Here is a 16,907-nt window from a genome sequence, read left to right on the forward strand (position 1 = left end):
ATGTGGTCATCCGGCGCCCGCCAGGGTCCCGGACGTCGATGAACGCGAGGTGGCGCGTGAGGTCGGCCGACGTCGGGCCTGCGCCGGCCCCAGCGTCAGGGAAACCGCAACGGTGCCTCACCGTAACTGGGCCGGGGAGAAGGCTGCAGTCCCGCGTCACGGGCTCGCTGAGACGTCCATGCCCACAGCAGGATGATCGAGCCCCCCAGGACAGCGCCGACCACATCGGTGACGGTGGGCCCCCGGCCCGACGGGAACACCATGAGGACCAGAACGAGGACCGCTGCCTTGATCCGGGTGTCCGCCAGCACGCGCCATGCGACCGTGGCCAGCGGCACCGCCCCCCACAGCAGGTACCAGCCCTGCACGGCGGGAGCACACACCACCAGGGCCAACAATGCGAAGGCCGTGGCGCGTTCGGCGCCGAGGCGAGGTGCGCGCGCCAGGAAGTACAAGGCCCCGCAGAGCCCGGCCAAGGTCCCGATCGCACGCATCACGGTCACCGGGTCCGGGGTGGTGACCCAGCCGGCCTCGGTCCCGATCCACCTCAGCAGCCGGCCGATGTCCGTGCTCACCGACATCGGTGTGTAGGAGTGGGTCGGCGTGCGGAGGGTGTCGAGCCAGCCCCAGCCCAGCCCGGAGAGCGTCACCGTCAGCAACAGCGTCCCGACGGACACGAGCAGGACACCCGCCGCACGGCCCAGGCGCCGCCACCGGCCCGTCTGCCCGGCAACCGCCACCAACGCGGCGCACGCCAGGGCCACCGCGGCCGGGGCCTTCACCAACGCTGCGCACGTCAGCGCGACAAGTCCCAGCACCCACCGTCCTGACCGGCACGCCACGAGACCGGCCATCATGAGGCCGATCATCAGCGCCTCGTTGTGCGCCCCGCCCACCAGGTGGGCCAGCACCAGCGGGTTGAGCGGAGCCGCCCACCAGGCTCCCGCGCCCTCGCCGCCGGACCGCGTGGCGAGCCACTGCACCGCCCAGGCCAGCAGGGCGAGTCCGGCGAGCGCGGCCACCCGATGGAGCACGACAGCGGCGACCACATGCTGCTCGCCGGTCACGAAGACCACGGCCCGGCTCACCGACACGGACAGGGGCCCGTACGGAGCCGGGGCGTGCTGCCACACCTCCGGGACATTCGCGGCGAGGGGTCCGCCGAGTGCCGAGGGTCCGACGTCGTAGACGTTCCAGGCGCGCCCGGCCATCGCGCCCTGGGCCACGTAGCTGTAGATGTCCGTGCTGAACAGCGACGGCGCCGGAAGCAGGGGGAGCGCCCAGCCTCCGAGGGTGAGCCACTGACGCCGCTTGCTCATCGACGCGCCGGCCCGAAGCAGCGTGCCCAACTGCCACCAGGACCACAGCAGCAGGACGAGTCCCGCGTACGCCGCCGTCGCACCGATCAGCGCCAGGGTGGGTCCCGGGGCTCCCCAGATCCCGTCCGGCACGCCGCGCGGCAGAGCGCCGGCGCCCCAGGCGCCTGATGAGAGCAGCACGGAACCCCACATGCCCCGCTGTGCCCAGACCCAATTATCGTTATGCGCCGCTCTCATTCGGACGAAGGTAGAGCGCTTTCCGGATCACCGCACCTAGCTCCGCCCCAATTGACGGAGAACGCACGGTGTCGCCTGCGTCCGAGGCCGGGACATTGCCGCGTTCCCAGCTTGGATCACGTGCCGTCGCCGCGTCCACAGGGGTGACCACTATCTGGACATGCGGACGAGTGAATTCCGGTCGGTGCATACGATCCGACGGTACGTCCCCGCACCACACCGGAAGGCGCTCGTGAGCACGACCTCCCCCCAGTCCACCAGCACATCCCCGGTGACGGAGTCGGGCACGGTGCTGATCCGCTCCGCGGCCGATGTCTCCGATCTGGTCAACTCGGGCACGGCGCAGGGCCGGCACGCCAAGATGATCGTGGTCATCGCGCTCGGCGGCATCTTCCTCGACGCCTACGACCTCAGCTCCCTGGCCTACGGCCTGCCCGACATCACGCGGCAGTTCGGCCTCAGCTCCACCATGGCCGGCACGGTCACCGCCTCGATCAGCGTCGGTTCGCTCCTCGGCGCCCTCGTCGGCGGCTGGCTGGTGGACCGGATCGGCCGCTACCGGGTCTTCATGGCCAACATGCTCTTCTTCGTCGCCACCGCGCTGGTGTGCGCGGTGGCGCAGGACGTGTGGACGCTCATCGCCGCCCGCTTCGTGATGGGCATCGGCGTCGGCATGGACATCCCGGTCGCGATCGCGTTCCTCGCCGAGTTCTCCCGGCTGCGCGGCAAGGGCAGCAAGGGCTCACGCACGGCTGCCTGGTCACCCGCCTGGTACACCGCGACGAGCGGCTGCTACCTCGTGATCATGCTGCTGTACTTCGTGCTGCCGGACGCCCAGTTGGGCTGGCTGTGGCGGTTCACCGTCGGCTTCGGCGCGGTCCCCGCACTGCTCGTACTGCTGCTGCGCAGGCGCTACATGAACGAGTCCCCGACCTGGGCCGCCGACCAGGGCGACCTGGAAGGCGCGGCGAAGATCCTGCGGCAGTCGTACGGCGTGGACGCGCGCGTCGCCGACGACGCGCCCGCCACGACTGCCCGCCCGCCCCGGACCGGCCTCGGCGCGTACGCGCGGCTCTTCACCCCGCCGTACCGCACGCGCACGATCCAGTCGGTGGCGGTCGGTCTGGCGGAGACCTTCGGCTACAACGCGGTCGCGTTCGGACTGCCGATCATCATCGCCACACTGATGACCCAGGGCCCGCTCACCACGATCGCGTCCTCCTTCGCCCTGAACCTCGTCTTCGCCCTCACCGGTGGGCTGCTCGGCATCCGCTGGGCGTCGACCCGCGGCGCCTGGCCGATGATGACGCTCGGCTTCGCGATCCAGTTCGTCGCCATCACGGTGCTCGGCCTCATCGGGGACCCGTCCGGGACGGCCTTCGTGACGGGGGGCATCCTGATGCTCGGCGCGTTCATGTTCGCCCAGGGCTTCGGCCCCGGCGCGCACATCATGAGCTACGCCTCGCTGGGTTTCCCGACGTCGATGCGCGGCGTCAGCATCGGCTTCAACCAGGCCGTGCTGCGTCTGGGTTCGACCTTGACGCTGTTCTTCTTCCCCATCCTCAGCACCGGCCTCGGCACCCACGTCTACTGGGTCATCCTGGCCGCCCCCGTCCTGGGCCTGACGGCTCTGCTGGCGAAGCGCTGGGAGCCGATCGGCTTCGACGCGGACGCGGAGGAACGGAGCCGGTCCGGGGCGACGGCGTAAGAGGCCTGAACGTCCGGGGCCCCGACCGGCAACCGCCGATCGGGGCCCCGGACGTTCAGCGCGCGAGCGCCTCGGTCCGCCCCGTCAGGGACTCCCTGAAATCACTGCCAGTCCACGACCCAGCGGCCTTCCTCGAAGAACTGCTCCAGCGAGGCGAAGTCCTCCACCCATTCGTCGCCGCCGGTGACCTTCAGGTCGGGGTCCGCGGCGGTCAGGACCAGGTAGCTCGGAGGCTCGTCGGCGAGCTCGCGGATGTAGACGTAGCGGCCCTGTTCGTCGCCCGAGGCGATCCGGCCGAGGGTTTCGGTCCTGATCATCTGCTCATCTTCCCCGGCCGGTGCCCCAACTCACCGGTAGCGTTGTACCAAAGCGCCGAGCAGAGGTCCTCGATCGCAATGGGCACCGCCGATTCGGGAGAGGGGCGATGGTGTGGAGGGCACAGGAGTGGCAGAGGGTCGGGGTGATCCCGGGCTCTTCGGGCCCGGGTCGGTCACCTGGCAGGTGCACGCGGATCCGATGATGTGGGTCGCCGGTGTGCGCGCGCTCTACTTCCAGGCGCTCCTTCCGCGGGCGGTCCGGGGCGTCATGCAGAACTCGGACTTCCGGAAGGACGCCTGGGGGCGGCTGATGCGGACGGCCGGGTTCGTCGGCACGACCACGTACGGGACCACTGAGGCCGCCGAGCGTGCCGGTGTTCGCGTGCGGAAGATCCACAGCCACCTCGAGGTCACCGATCCCGACACCGGTGAGCGGTACGGCGTCGACGAGCCCGAGCTGCTCCTGTGGGTGCACTGCGCCGAGATCGAGTCCTACCTCCACGTCGCGCGCCGCTCCGGGTTCCGGCTCACGGACGCGCACGCCGACCAGTACATCGCCGAACACCGCACCAGCGCCCGGCTGGTCGGCCTCGACCCCGCCGACGTGCCCTGCGACCGGGCCCAACTCGCCGCGTACTTCGAGAAGATGAGGCCCCTGCTCGCCGCCGGTCCGGAGGCCCGGGACGTCGACGACTTCCTGCGCAGGCCGCCCGTCCACCCCCTGCTCGTCCCGGCGCGCGCGACGCTGTGGCGGCGCGTGTCGCAGCTGGCGTACGCCTCTCTGCCGTCGTACGCCCACGAGTTGTACGGCAGACCGGCCCCGGCACCGACCGCCGTGACCCGGGAGCTGCGGTTCACCGGCACCGTCCTGCGCTGCGTTCCCGCACGTGTGCGCTGGCAACTCCCGCCGAAACACATCCTGCGCGCCATGTCACGACTCGGCCCCGGCAGCCGCCCGGCATCGTACAAAATCGGGAGTCGGACGGCCATACTGGACAGGCCGGGGAGGGCGCAGCGAGGCGACGGGGGCGACAGCGCGAGATGCCGGAGTCGGGGGAGACCAGGCTGATCCAGGGCCGGTACCGGCTGCTCGATCTCATCGGGCGGGGCGGTATGGGCGAAGTGTGGCGCGCCAGGGACGAGTCGCTCGGGCGCAGAGTCGCCGTCAAGTGCCTCAAGCCCATGGGCCCGCAGCACGACCAGTCCTTCACCCGGGTCCTGCGTGAGCGCTTCCGCAGGGAGGCCCGCGTGGCAGCCGGCCTTCAGCACCGCGGGGTCACCGTCGTCCACGACTTCGGCGAGCACGACGGCGTGCTGTACCTCGTGATGGAACTCCTGGAGGGCAAGAACCTCAGCCAGCTCCTGGAGGACAACAAGCAGCACCCGTTACCCGTCGCCGACATCGTCGAGATCGCCGGACAGGTCTCGGCCGCGCTCGCCTACACCCACGAACAGGGCATCGTCCATCGCGACTTGAAGCCCGCGAACATCATGCGGCTCACCGACGGCACGGTGAAGATCTGCGACTTCGGCATCGCGCGGCTCGGCCACGACATCGGCTTCACCTCACGCCTCACCGGTACGGGCATCGCGATGGGTACCCCGCACTACATGTCGCCCGAGCAGATCGGCGGCGACCACGTGGACCAGCGCAGCGACCTGTACTCGTTCGGCTGCGTGCTCTACGAGATCGCGACGGGAGCACCGCCGTTCGACCTGGAGGACGCCTGGGCCGTCCTGGTCGGGCACCGCGACACCGTGCCCGAGCCGCCCCGCGCGCACCGTGCCGAGCTCCCCGGCTTCCTGGACCGGATCATCCTCGACCTGCTCGCGAAGGAGCCGGACGAGCGGCCTTGGGACGCCCGTGAGCTGGCCCGCCGAATCGGTGACGGCCGTTCCCCATCCGGACATGTGCCGACGATGACCACCGCACCGCTGTGGCAGACCGCTGTCGGGCCGGGGCAGGCGGTGTCCCGCGAGCCGCGGCTGCCTTCCTGGACGCGCGGCATGACGACGGGGCACAAGGCGGCAGGCCCGCCCGTCCTGCGCGGCACACCGCCCGACGTGGCGGCGGGGCTGGCCGGCGAGTGGATCGCGCGCCCCGAGTCCCGGCGCAGGGAGCAGCCGATCCGTACGGAACGTCCCACGCCGGCACCGGAGTTGGTCGCGCACCTCACCGCCCGGCACAACGCGGGCCTGAGCCTCGGCCGGCTCGGTCGCTGGGAGGAGGCCGGCGAGGTGCACCGCGCCGTGGCGGCGGAGCGCGAGCACGCCCTCGGCCCGGACCACCCCGACACACTCGCCAGCCGCTACGAGGTCGCTTTCACGCTCAGTCGCACCGGCCGCCCCGCCGACGCCCTGCGCGAGTACCGCCGCGTCACCGAGGGGTGCGAGCGGGTCCTTGGCCCCGAGCACCCCGAGACGCTCGGCGCCCGGCAGGAAATGGCGTACGTCCTGGGCCAGTTGGGGCGGCACTTCGACGCGCACCAGGCGTACACGTCCGTGCTCGCGGCGCGGGAGCGAGTCATGGGTGCCGACCATCCGGACACCCTGCGCTGCCGTCACAACCTCGCGTACAACCTCAGCCGGCTCGGGCGCCTCGAGGACTCGTACCGCATGGCGTGCGAGGTGGCTTTGGCGCGCGCCCGCGTCCTCGGCCCCAGCCACCCGGACACGCTCGTCACCAAGTGCGAAGTCGCCTATGCGCTGGGCCAGTTGGGACGGTGGACCGAGGCCCTGCGCGGCTACGACGAGGTGGCTGAAGCCCGCGGACAGGCGCTCGGCACCGACCACCCGGAGACCCTCGCCGCGCGCTACGAGGTAGGCATCAGCCTCGGCCGGCTCGGCCGCAGCGCCGAGGCCCTCGGCCTCTACCGCGACCTCATCGACGACCGTACGCGCGTCAGCGGAGCGGCCCACCCCGAGACCCTGCGCGCCCGCCACGGCCTCGGCGTGAACCTGGGGCGGATGGGCCGCTGGGAGGAGGCACTCGCCGAGGCCCGCGACGTCTGCGCGATCCGTGCCAGGGTCCTGGGCGCCGACCACCCGGACACGCTGGTCAGCCGGCGCGAGGTGGCCGTCGGGCTCGGCTGGCTCGGCCGGTGGGCCGACGCGCTCACCGAGTACCGACGGGTCGCCGCGGCCCGCGAACAGGTCCTCGGCGCCGACCACCCGGACACCCTGGCCAGCCGCAACGACGAGGCGCACTGCCTGGAACAACTCGGCCGCGGCACGGAGGCGGTCGAGCTGTACCGGCGCGTGGCGGCCCTGCGACAGCAGCGGGGGTCCGGCGGCCACTGAGCGTCTGCCTGCGGGTGCTTGCGCGTGGTCGGGCGCTGAGGTCGCTTGCGCGTGGTCTGGTGCTTGCGGTCACTTGCCCCTGATCGGGCGCCCGCGAGCGCTGCGGGAGGTCGGCTGCCTGCGAGCGCCGCCTGCCTGCGGCGGGTGGTGCCCGGGTTCGCCGGACCGCGAGCACTGCCCCAGTGGCACGCCCTCGCCCGCCGGCCCGCTGCGCCCGCCCGCGTCCCGCGTCCCGCGTCCGCAGTGTCTCCCGCATCCCCAGCGCCCCCCGTCCGTCCGCGCCCCCCGTGCCCCCCGTACGTCCCGCGCCTCCAGCGCCCGCCCTCGATCCGCCGATCCGCCGATCCGCCGATCCGCCGATCTGCCGCCCCGAGGTCTGGCCCGGCATGATCGGCTCGTGTTACCAAGAGGGATGCCAGCTCACGAGCGCTACGACGTCGTCATCGTCGGCGGAGGTCACAACGGCCTCGTCGCCGCCGCCTACCTCGCTCGGGCCGGACGTTCCGTCCTGGTTCTCGAGCGGCTCGGTACCACCGGCGGTGCCGCCGTCTCGACCCGGCCGTTCGCCGGGGTCGACGCGCGCCTGTCGCGGTACTCGTACCTGGTCAGCCTGCTGCCCCACAAGATCGTCGACGATCTCGGGCTCGACTTCGCCGTGCGCGGCCGCACCGTGTCCTCGTACACGCCGACCGTGCGCGAGGGGCGGGCCACCGGGCTGCTCGTCGGCGGTGGTGAGGAGCGCACCCGCGCCTCCTTCGAGCACCTCACGGGCGGCGGGCGGGAGTACGCGGCCTGGACCGACTTCTACGAGACGACCCGCCGCGTCGCCGAGCGGGTCTTTCCTACGCTCACCGAGCCGCTCCCGGACAAGGACACGCTGCGCCGGCGGGTCGACGACGACGCAGCGTGGCGGATGCTCTTCGAGGAGCCGATCGGCGCCGCCGTAGAGGAGCGTTTCAGGGACGACCTGGTGCGCGGCGTCGTGCTCACCGATGCCCTCATCGGTACGTTCGCCGACGCCCACGACCCGTCCCTCCAGCAGAACCGCTGCTTCCTCTACCACGTGATCGGCAACGGCACCGGCGACTGGGACGTGCCCGTCGGCGGCATGGGCGCCCTCACCGACGCCCTCGCCGCCGCCGCACGCGCGGCAGGTGCCGAGATCGTCACCGGTCACGAGGTGACCCGCGTCGAGACCGACGGGCGACACGCCGAGGTGACGTACGAGTCGGAGAGCGGCGCGGGTCGTGTCGGGGCCGGGCACGTGCTTGTCAACGCCTCGCCCCAGGCCCTCGCCGCCCTCGTCGGGGACGAGCCGCCGGCCCCGGCCGAGGGCGCGCAGCTCAAGGTCAACATGCTCCTGACCCGGCTGCCGAAGCTGCGGGACACGTCCGTCGACCCGCGCGAGGCGTTCGCCGGAACGTTCCATGTCGCCGAGGGCTACGAGCAGTTGGCGACGGCGTACGGCCAGGCGGCGGCCGGTTCACTGCCCGCGGCGCCTCCGTCGGAGATCTACTGCCACTCGCTGACCGATCCGACCATCCTCGCCCCGGACCTCGTCGCGCGCGGCTACCAGACCCTCACCCTGTTCGGCCTGCACACGCCCGCCCGGCTCTTCGCGGGCGACAACGACGCCGCCCGCGCCGAGCTCCTCGAAGCCACCCTCGCCCAGCTCGACGCGCAGCTGGCCGAGCCGATCGAGGACTGCCTCGCCCTGGACGCGGACGGTCGGCCGTGCATGGAGGCGAAGACGCCGCTCGACCTGGAGCGGGACCTGCGCCTGCCCGGCGGCAACATCTTCCACCGCGACCTGTCCTTCCCGTATTCCCAGGAAGGAACGGGCCGTTGGGGCGTCGAGACCGCCCACGCCAACGTCCTGCTGTGCGGCGCGGGTGCCGTGCGCGGCGGCGGGGTCAGCGGGATCCCCGGGCACAACGCGGCGATGGCAGTCCTGGGGAAGTGACCCGCCGACCCCGGCTCCCCACTCGAGCCGCCGACTCAGGCCTGACCCCGGCCCCCGATGGTGGCCCGCGCGTCCCTCAGTCCTGCGAAGGTGACCACCCCACCGCCTCGATCCGTGCCGCGTCGGACGGGCGCGCCTCGTCGAACACGGTCCGGCGGCCGTCGGTGACGCGCACCCCGTCCACGTACACCCCGCGCCCCACGTACAGCTGGTCCGTCGCGTAGCGCCAGCGCAGGCGGACCTGGCGGCCCTTGAACGCGCCGAGAGCGGCGGTCAGGCTGTGCCAGGCGCGGCCCGACCAGCCGTCGGCCGTGCCCTTCGGGTGGTCCTCGGCGCCCTCTCCCTTACGGGTGGTCGTGAACGGCAGGGCCTGCCAGGTCGCCCCGGCGTCGGCCGACGCCTCCAGGTACAGGAAGTCGGAGTGCGGTTCCGTGTCCCACCACAGGTCGCAGCGGAGGCTCGCGGTGTCGGACGTGACGTCGAGGCCGGGCAGGGTGAGCGTCGCCGACGTGGCGCTGGCCATGCCGGAGAACCAGGCGGTGCGGCCGTGCGCGGGGCGTACGGCCACGGCGCGGGCGAGGTTGTTCGCCGCGGCGACCCGGGGAGCGGAGCCGGATCGCCAAGTGCGCACGGGGTGAACGGAGTTGCCGAGCACGATCAGGAACGAGTCCGTCGTCGGGTCGAGGACGATGGACGTGCCGGTGAAGCCGGTGTGCCCGGCCGTGCGCGGTGTCGCCATCGCGCCCATGTACCAGTGCTGGTAGAGCTCGAAGCCGAGGCCGTGCTCGTCTCCGGGGAACGCCTGGTTGAAGTCGGTGAACAGCAGCCGTACGGACTCCTCGGACAGGATGCGCGCCTTGCCGTACGCACCCCCGTTGAGGAGCGTGCGGCCGAGGATCGCGAGGTCCCACGCGCAGGAGAAGACACCGGCGTGGCCCGCCACACCGCCCAGCCCGAACGCGTTCTCGTCGTGCACCTCGCCCCACACGAGTCCGCGGTCGAGGCCGGACCAGGGCAGGCGTGCGTCCTCCGTCGCGGCGATCTTCGGCTTCCACGACGCGGGCGGGTTGTAACGGGTGCGGCGCATGCCGAGGGGGCCCGTGATCCGCTCGCGCAGGAGCACGTCCAGGGTCTGGCCCGTGAGCTTCTCCAGGACCAGCTGGAGCGAGATCAGGTTGAGGTCGGAGTAGAGGTACACGGTGCCGGGCGGGTTGAGGGGAGCCTCGTTCCAGATGAGGCGGAGCTGGCCCTCGCGCGTCGTCTCCTTGTAGAGGGGGATCCAGGCGCGGAATCCCGATGTGTGCGTGAGGAGTTGACGGATCGTGATGTCCTGCTTGCCGGCGCCCGCGAAGTCGGGGATGTACGAGGCGACCGTGGCCTCCAGCTCCAGCTTGCCGCGCTCGATCTCCTGTACGGCGATGAGCGAGGTGAACAGCTTCGACACGGAGGCCAGGTCGTAGACCGTGTCCTCGGCCGCCGCGATCTGCTGGTCGGTGGGGAACTCCACACCCGTGTCGGTCTTGTCGTCGTAGGCCGAGTAGCGCACGGCCTTGCCGATCGGCTGGTGGAGCGCGACCGTGCCGCCGCGGCCGGCGAGCAGCACGGCGCCCGCGTACCAGGGGTGCTTGGGGGAGGGGGCGAGGAACTTCTCGGCGTCGGCGACGAGTTGGCGCAGATGCCCGGCGATCAGGCCGGCCCGCTCGGGGGACCCGCGGCGCAGCGTGGTTCCGTGCCCGTCGGCGTGCCCGCCCGCGTGGGTGTCGGCCGCAGCAGCGGGCCCCGCCGGGAACGGGGCGATGGCCAATGCCCCGCCCAACGCCAGCACCCCTGCGCCCAGTTGGCGACGGGAGACCCCGTCGCCCGTGTCATGCAGTCTGTCCGCCGCGCCGTCGGTCATGAACGAACCCCTTCTGAAAGAATCTTTCGGGATCTAGCTCGACGTCTGAAACTTTCATGTCAGGTTCCGGTCGTGTCAAGCCTCGGAATTACGTCACAGAAATCTGACGCAGCATCAGAAAGTGTCTTCCCTCGTTCGGAGGAGTGCGGCATTCTGCGCCCATGCAGACGGAGCTGAGCAAGAAACTGGGGATCGAGCACGCCATCTTCGGCTTCACGCCCTTCCCGGCGGTGGCCGCCGCCATCAGCAGGGCCGGGGGGTTCGGCGTGCTCGGCGCGGTCCGCTACACCGCACCCGACGACCTGGCCCGCGATCTCGACTGGATGCAGGAACACGTCGACGGCGCCCCCTACGGGCTCGATGTCGTGATGCCCGCGAAGAAGGCCGAGGGCCCGAACCACCAGAAACTGACCGAGGCCGACGTCGAGGCGATGATCCCCGAAGGACACCGCCAGTTCGTCAGAGACACCCTCGCCAAGCACGGCGTGCCCGAGCTCGCCGAGGGCGAGGCGTCGGGCTGGCGCATCACGGGCTGGATGGAGCAGGTCGCCCGCAACCAGCTGGACGTCGCCTTCGACTACCCGATCAAACTCCTTGCCAACGCGCTCGGTTCACCACCCGCCGACGTCATCCGGCGCGCCCACGACCACGACGTACTCGTCGCCGCCCTCGCGGGCAGCGCCCGGCACGCCCGTAAACACGCGGACGCGGGCATCGACATCGTCGTCGCGCAGGGCTACGAGGCAGGCGGACACACCGGCGAGATCGCGTCCATGGTGCTCACGCCCGAAGCGGTCGACGCCGTGGCGCCGCTGCCGGTCCTCGCGGCCGGCGGCATCGGCAGTGGCGAGCAGATCGCGGCCGCGCTCGCGCTCGGCGCCCAGGGCGCCTGGCTCGGCTCCCTCTGGCTCACCACCACCGAGGCCGACCTCCACTCCCGCGCACTCACCGCCAAACTCCTCGCGGCCGGCTCCGGCGACACCGTGCGCTCCCGTGCCCTGACCGGCAAACCCGCGCGCCAGCTCCGCACGGAGTGGACCGACGCCTGGGACGACCCGTCGGGTCCCGGCACCCTGCCGATGCCCTTGCAAGGGCTGCTCGTCGCCGAGGCCGTCTCCCGTATCCAGAAGTACGAGGTCGATCCGCTGCTCGGCACGCCCGTCGGGCAGATCGTCGGCCGGATGACGAGCGAACGCCCCGTCCAGGCCGTGTTCGACGACCTCACGCGCGGCTTCGAGCGCGCCGTCGACCGCATCAACCGCATCGCAGGAAGGAGCGGCCAGTCGTGAGCACAGGCCCCCGCCCCAGTAGCCCCCGTCCCAGCAGCACTCCCTCCAACAGCACGCCCCCCAACGGATTCTGGGCCCAGGCCACCGCGGATCCCGGCCGCACCGTCCTCGTCGCTCCCGACGGGGAGGAGTGGACCGCGGGCCGGCTGCATGCCGACGTGAACAGGCTGGTGCACGGTCTGCGCGCGGCCGGGCTCGAACGAGGCGACGCGTTCGCCGTGGTCATGCCCAACGGGGTGGAGTTCTTCACCGCGTTCCTCGCCGCCTCGCAGGCCGGTTTCTACCTCGTCCCGGTCAACCACCATCTGGTCGGCCCCGAGATCGCCTGGATCGTCGCCGACTCCGGAGCGAAGGTCCTCGTCGCGCACGAGCGGTTCGCCGAACAGGCCGTGGCCGCCGCCGACGAGGCGGCACTGCCCGCAGGACAGCGGTACGCGGTAGGGGACATCGAGGGCTTCCGCCCGTACTCCCGACTCCTCGACGGACAGCCCGAGTCGGTACCGGGCGACCGCACCCTCGGCTGGGTCATGAACTACACCTCGGGCACCACGGGCCGCCCCCGCGGCATCCGCCGCCCCCTGCCCGGCAAACTTCCCGAGGAGACCTACCTCGGCGGCTTCCTCGGCATCTTCGGCATCAAGCCGTTCGACGACAACGTCCACCTGGTCTGTTCGCCGCTCTACCACACCGCCGTGCTTCAGTTCGCGGGCGCGTCCCTGCACATCGGGCACACCCTCGTCCTGATGGACAAGTGGACCCCCGAGGACATGCTGCGCCTCATCGACACCTTCAAGTGCACGCACACACACATGGTGCCGACCCAGTTCCACCGCCTGCTCGCCCTGCCCGACTCCGTCAGGAGCGCGTACGACGTGTCGGCGATGCGGCACGCCATCCACGGCGCCGCGCCCTGCCCCGACCACGTCAAACGCGCCATGATCGACTGGTGGGGTCACAGCGTCGAGGAGTACTACGCGGCCAGTGAGGGCGGCGGCGCGTTCGCCACCGCCGAGGACTGGCTGAAGAAGCCCGGTACGGTCGGCAAGGCCTGGCCCATCAGCGAACTCGCCGTGTTCGACGACGACGGCAACCGGCTGCCGCCCGGCGAACTCGGCACCGTCTACATGAAGATGAGCACCGGCGGATTCTCGTACCACAAGGACGAGACCAAGACGAAGAAGAACCGCATCGGCGACTTCTTCACCGTCGGTGACCTCGGCATTCTCGACGAGGACGGGTATCTCTTCCTCCGCGACCGCAAGATCGACATGATCATCTCGGGTGGCGTCAACATCTACCCCGCCGAGATCGAGTCCGCCCTCCTCACCCACCCGGCCGTCGCCGACGCCGCGGCCTTCGGGATCCCGCACGACGACTGGGGCGAGGAGGTCAAGGCAGTCGTCGAACCTGCGGAGGGGCACACCGCATCGGACGCGCTCGCCGCCGAGATCCTCGCCCACTGCGAGCGCCAACTCGCGGGCTACAAACGGCCCAAGAGCGTCGACTTCATCGAGACGATGCCGCGCGACCCGAACGGCAAGCTCTACAAGCGCCGCCTGCGCGACCCGTATTGGGAGGGCCGCACGCGAGCGATGTGACGCGAACCGGGGGACTCCGTGCCGCCGTGCACGGTGATGCGCCTGCCGCCGCGTACGACGGACTGATGCGTACGACGAACCTTCACGTACGACGAACTGGTGGGCGCCGAGCGGGGTAAGGGGCAGTTGGGCATGCCAACCGGTATGCCCGCGAGCGCAGGGTCCGCGGCGGCCTGCCCGCGGCGCGTGTCAGGTGCCTTGATTTCGTGACGGCCGGGGCACAGGATCGCGCCATGACGGGTGTCAGCAATGAACGAGACGTACGCGCCAGCACGGTCGACGGGACGCTGCGCCGCAGCGCACGGCGCGTCGCCGAACGCGTCGCCGTCCGCTACGCCGCGCGTATCTGGACGTACGCCGAACTCGACGCGGCCGTCTCGCGCGCGGCCGGCGTGCTGCGCGGTCTCGGCCTGGGGCGAGGGGACCGCGTCGGCGCCTACGGGCACAACTCGGACGCGTACCTGATCGGCTTCCTGGCCTGCGCACGCGCCGGGCTCGTGCACGTGCCGGTCAACCAGAGCCTCACCGGAGACGACCTCGCCTACATCGTCGGCCAGTCCGGCTGCGCACTGGTACTGACCGACCCAGGCCTGGCAGACCGGCTCCCCTCGGGCGTGCGCACCCTCGCCCTGCGCGACGCGGACGACTCCCTGCTCGCCCGGATCCCCTCCGCCGAGCCGTACGACGGTCCGCAGCCGGACGCCGACGACCTGGTGCAGCTCCTGTACACGTCGGGCACGACGGCACTGCCCAAGGGCGCGATGATGTCGCACCGCGCCCTCGTCCACGAGTACGTCAGCGCGATCCATGCCCTCGGCCTCACGGAGACGGACCGGCCCGTCCACTCCCTGCCGCTCTACCACTCGGCGCAGATGCACGTCTTCCTGCTGCCCTATCTCGCCGTCGGCGCGCAGAACACGATCCTCGACGCACCGGACGCCGCGAAGATCTTCGACCTGGTGGAGGCGGGCGCGGGCGACAGCCTCTTCGCGCCGCCCACCGTCTGGATCGGCCTGTCGCAGCACCCGGACTTCGCCACCCGGGACCTGAGCGGCCTGCGCAAGGCCTTCTACGGCGCGTCGATCATGCCGGTTCCGGTCCTCGAGCGGCTCCGCGCGCGGCTGCCCGGACTCGCCTTCTACAACTGCTTCGGCCAGAGCGAGATCGGGCCGCTCGCGACCGTCCTCGGACCCGATGAGCACGAAGGCCGGATGGACTCCTGCGGGCGGCCCGTCCTGTTCGTCGAGGCACGCGTCGTCGACGAGGACGGCAAGGAGGTGCCGGACGGCACGGCCGGTGAAGTGGTCTACCGCTCACCGCAGTTGTGCGACGGCTACTGGGACAAGCCGCAGGAGACCGAGGCGGCCTTCCGCGACGGCTGGTTCCGCTCGGGAGACCTCGCGGTGCGCGACGGCGAGGGCTACTTCACCGTCGTCGACCGCGTGAAGGACGTCATCAACTCCGGGGGAGTGCTCGTCGCCTCGCGCCAGGTCGAGGACGCGCTCTACTCGCATGCGCAGGTGGCCGAGACCGCCGTCATCGGACTGCCCGACGAGCGGTGGATCGAGGCCGTCACGGCCGTCGTCGTGCGCGGCGGCGAGGTCAGCGAGGCGGAACTCATCGCCCACGCCCGCGAGAGGCTTGCCCACTTCAAGGCGCCCAAGCGGGTCGTCTTCGTGGACGAACTCCCGCGCAACGCCAGCGGCAAGATCCTCAAGCGCGAGCTGCGGGACCGGTTCCGTACGTCGGGCTGAGCCCCACCGGAAAATGCCGCGCGGGCCCGGCCGGGGCCCTGTTACGGTCCCGGCATGAAGCGCGCTGCCATGACGACGACGCCGGAGAGTGTCCCGGCGCGCTGACAGCTGTCTCAGTCCGAAGCCCCGGGGCGAGTGCCCCGGGGCTTCGCCGTGGGCCCACTCGCCCGACGACCGCGAGGGATCCCCAGATGAACGAGCAGAGGAACGACCGGCCGAACAACGACCGGCTGAAGAACGACCGGCGCCACCAAGAACACCCGAAGCGTGAGCGCCCCGAGCACGACCACCGCAAGCTCGGCCGTGAGCTCGGCCTCTTCGACACCGACCCGCTGATCGGCGCGGGCCTGCCCTACTGGCTGCCCGCCGGCGCGGCCGTACGGCACACCCTGGAGGAGTACATCCGCGCCGCCGAGCGGAGGGCCGGCTACCGGCACGTGTACTCGCCGGTCCTGGGCAAGCGGGAGCTGTACGAGGTCTCGGGGCACTGGGCGCACTACAGCGACGACATGTTTCCCCCGATGGACCTGGGCGGCGAGCAGGTCGTCCTGCGGCCCAGCCTCTGTCCCCACCACGCGGTGATCTACCGTTCCCGCCCCCACAGCTACCGCGAACTCCCGTTGCGCATGGCCGAGTTGGGCGGCATGTACCGCTCCGAGCTGTCGGGCGTGCTCGGCGGTCTGACCCGCGTACGGGCCATCCAGCTCAACGACGCGCACATCTTCTGCACCCTCGACCAGGTTGCCGGTGAGGCGCGGGCGGCCCTGGAGATGATCCGCAGCGCCTACGAGGCGCTCGGCATCACCCCGGCGCGCTACCGGCTGTCCCTGCCGGGCCGCGGCGGGAAGTACGTCGCCGCCCCCGAGATGTGGCGGCGCTCGACCGCGCTGCTGACCGAGGTCCTCGACGGGTCGGGCCTTGCCTACGAGGCCGCGGAGGGCGAGGCCGCGTTCTACGGGCCCAAGATCGACGTTCAGGTCACCGACGGCGCGGGACGCGAGTCCACCCTGTCCACCGTCCAGGTCGACTTCCACCAGCCCGAGCGTTTCGACCTGCACTACATCGGCCCGGACGGGGCGAAACACCGTCCGGTGATGGTCCACCGCAGCATCATCGGCAGCGTCGAGCGGGCCGTCGCACACCTCATCGAGCAGTGCGGCGGCGCTTTCCCGGCGTGGCTCGCCCCCACCCAGGTGGCGATCCTGCCGATCTCGGACACCGAGCTGCCGCACGCCGACGCTCTCGCGCGGCGATGCGCCGGGCTGGGGCTGCGGGCCGAGGTCGTGGGCCCGGAACGCGGCACCCTGGGCGCCCGCGTCCGGGAGGCCCGGCTCGTGCCGTACCAGGCGGTCCTCGGTGCGCGAGAGGCGGCGGACGGCCGGGTCGCGCTGCGTCTGCGTGACGGCCGTCGCCCCGCCCCGCTGCCCACCGAGGAGGCGCTCGCGAGGATCGGGGCGGTGGTCGACGCGTACGCGCACGATCTGTGGGACGACGCGGGCTGACGAACGCGGTCCCGGCCGGGGTG

The 16,907-nt window shown here is 71.5% G+C and carries 11 protein-coding genes; 8 read left to right on the forward strand and 3 right to left on the reverse strand.

Annotation, left to right across the window (positions count from 1 at the left end):
- Positions 1-95: 95 nt before the first annotated feature.
- Entirely contained in the window at positions 96-1,556 is a 1,461-nt protein-coding gene (gene mptB, locus ACIPWY_RS19080; RefSeq protein ID WP_401533981.1) for a polyprenol phosphomannose-dependent alpha 1,6 mannosyltransferase MptB, read from the reverse strand.
- 232 nt (positions 1,557-1,788) lie between these two features.
- Here mptB and ACIPWY_RS19085 point away from each other — a divergent pair, with 232 nt between their 5' ends.
- Positions 1,789-3,264, forward strand: coding sequence for an MFS transporter (locus tag ACIPWY_RS19085; RefSeq protein WP_362907373.1), 1,476 nt, complete (start codon positions 1,789-1,791; stop codon positions 3,262-3,264).
- A gap of 101 nt (positions 3,265-3,365) precedes the next feature.
- Here the strand turns inward: ACIPWY_RS19085 and ACIPWY_RS19090 are convergent, their stop codons facing one another.
- Positions 3,366-3,581 carry a hypothetical protein gene (locus ACIPWY_RS19090; RefSeq protein WP_362902713.1) on the reverse strand — a complete coding sequence of 72 codons (216 nt, stop codon included), beginning with the start codon at positions 3,579-3,581 and terminating at the stop codon, positions 3,366-3,368.
- 127 nt (positions 3,582-3,708) lie between these two features.
- On the opposite strand from ACIPWY_RS19090, the gene ACIPWY_RS19095 reads away from it, so the two are divergent.
- From ACIPWY_RS19095 to ACIPWY_RS19105, 3 genes are all read left to right on the forward strand, one after another.
- The gene (locus ACIPWY_RS19095) at positions 3,709-4,650 is read left to right on the forward strand and encodes an oxygenase MpaB family protein (RefSeq protein WP_401533983.1); all 942 of its coding nucleotides are present in this window, start codon (positions 3,709-3,711) and stop codon (positions 4,648-4,650) included.
- Positions 4,623-6,881, forward strand: coding sequence for a tetratricopeptide repeat protein (locus ACIPWY_RS19100; protein ID WP_401533985.1), 2,259 nt, complete (start codon positions 4,623-4,625; stop codon positions 6,879-6,881). The genes ACIPWY_RS19095 and ACIPWY_RS19100 overlap by 28 nt, the downstream gene beginning before the upstream one ends.
- A gap of 412 nt (positions 6,882-7,293) precedes the next feature.
- Positions 7,294-8,844, forward strand: a complete 1,551-nt coding sequence (locus ACIPWY_RS19105) for a phytoene desaturase family protein (protein ID WP_393700682.1) — start codon at positions 7,294-7,296, stop codon at positions 8,842-8,844.
- Between the two features lie 76 nt (positions 8,845-8,920).
- Here ACIPWY_RS19105 and ACIPWY_RS19110 read toward each other — a convergent pair whose 3' ends face one another.
- Positions 8,921-10,741 carry a serine hydrolase gene (locus ACIPWY_RS19110; protein WP_393700684.1) on the reverse strand — a complete coding sequence of 607 codons (1,821 nt, stop codon included), beginning with the start codon at positions 10,739-10,741 and terminating at the stop codon, positions 8,921-8,923.
- A 161-nt stretch (positions 10,742-10,902) separates the two neighbouring features.
- Between ACIPWY_RS19110 and ACIPWY_RS19115 the strand changes: the two genes are divergently transcribed.
- The 4 genes from ACIPWY_RS19115 to thrS all read left to right on the forward strand — a co-directional run bounded on the left by ACIPWY_RS19115 (position 10,903) and on the right by thrS (position 16,884).
- On the forward strand, positions 10,903-12,030 hold the full coding sequence (locus tag ACIPWY_RS19115; protein ID WP_393700686.1) for an NAD(P)H-dependent flavin oxidoreductase: 1,128 nt from the start codon (positions 10,903-10,905) through the stop codon (positions 12,028-12,030).
- A complete protein-coding gene (locus tag ACIPWY_RS19120) occupies positions 12,027-13,628 on the forward strand; it encodes an acyl-CoA synthetase (RefSeq protein WP_393700688.1) in 1,602 nt (533 codons plus the stop codon). Before ACIPWY_RS19115 ends, ACIPWY_RS19120 begins: the two co-directional genes overlap by 4 nt.
- Positions 13,629-13,861: 233 nt before the next feature.
- Positions 13,862-15,382: an acyl-CoA synthetase gene (locus ACIPWY_RS19125; protein WP_393700690.1), complete on the forward strand. Its 1,521-nt coding sequence runs from the start codon at positions 13,862-13,864 to the stop codon at positions 15,380-15,382.
- Between the two features lie 191 nt (positions 15,383-15,573).
- On the forward strand, positions 15,574-16,884 hold the full coding sequence (gene thrS, locus ACIPWY_RS19130; RefSeq protein WP_393700692.1) for a threonine--tRNA ligase: 1,311 nt from the start codon (positions 15,574-15,576) through the stop codon (positions 16,882-16,884).
- The last annotated feature ends 23 nt before the right edge of the window (positions 16,885-16,907 follow it).

Origin of the sequence: Streptomyces sp. NPDC090032 (assembly GCF_044748025.1) — a bacterium.
In the GTDB taxonomy this organism is placed as follows: Bacteria; Actinomycetota; Actinomycetes; order Streptomycetales; family Streptomycetaceae; genus Streptomyces.

Coding starts and splice junctions, on each gene's coding strand:
- mptB (WP_401533981.1), bottom strand. CDS start 1,556: ATGAGAGCGGCGCATAACGATAATTGGGTCTGGGCACAGCGGGGCATG.
- ACIPWY_RS19090 (WP_362902713.1), bottom strand. CDS start 3,581: ATGATCAGGACCGAAACCCTCGGCCGGATCGCCTCGGGCGACGAACAG.
- ACIPWY_RS19100 (WP_401533985.1), top strand. CDS start 4,623: ATGCCGGAGTCGGGGGAGACCAGGCTGATCCAGGGCCGGTACCGGCTG.
- ACIPWY_RS19105 (WP_393700682.1), top strand. CDS start 7,294: ATGCCAGCTCACGAGCGCTACGACGTCGTCATCGTCGGCGGAGGTCAC.
- ACIPWY_RS19110 (WP_393700684.1), bottom strand. CDS start 10,741: ATGACCGACGGCGCGGCGGACAGACTGCATGACACGGGCGACGGGGTC.
- ACIPWY_RS19115 (WP_393700686.1), top strand. CDS start 10,903: ATGCAGACGGAGCTGAGCAAGAAACTGGGGATCGAGCACGCCATCTTC.
- ACIPWY_RS19125 (WP_393700690.1), top strand. CDS start 13,862: ATGACGGGTGTCAGCAATGAACGAGACGTACGCGCCAGCACGGTCGAC.
- thrS (WP_393700692.1), top strand. CDS start 15,574: ATGAACGAGCAGAGGAACGACCGGCCGAACAACGACCGGCTGAAGAAC.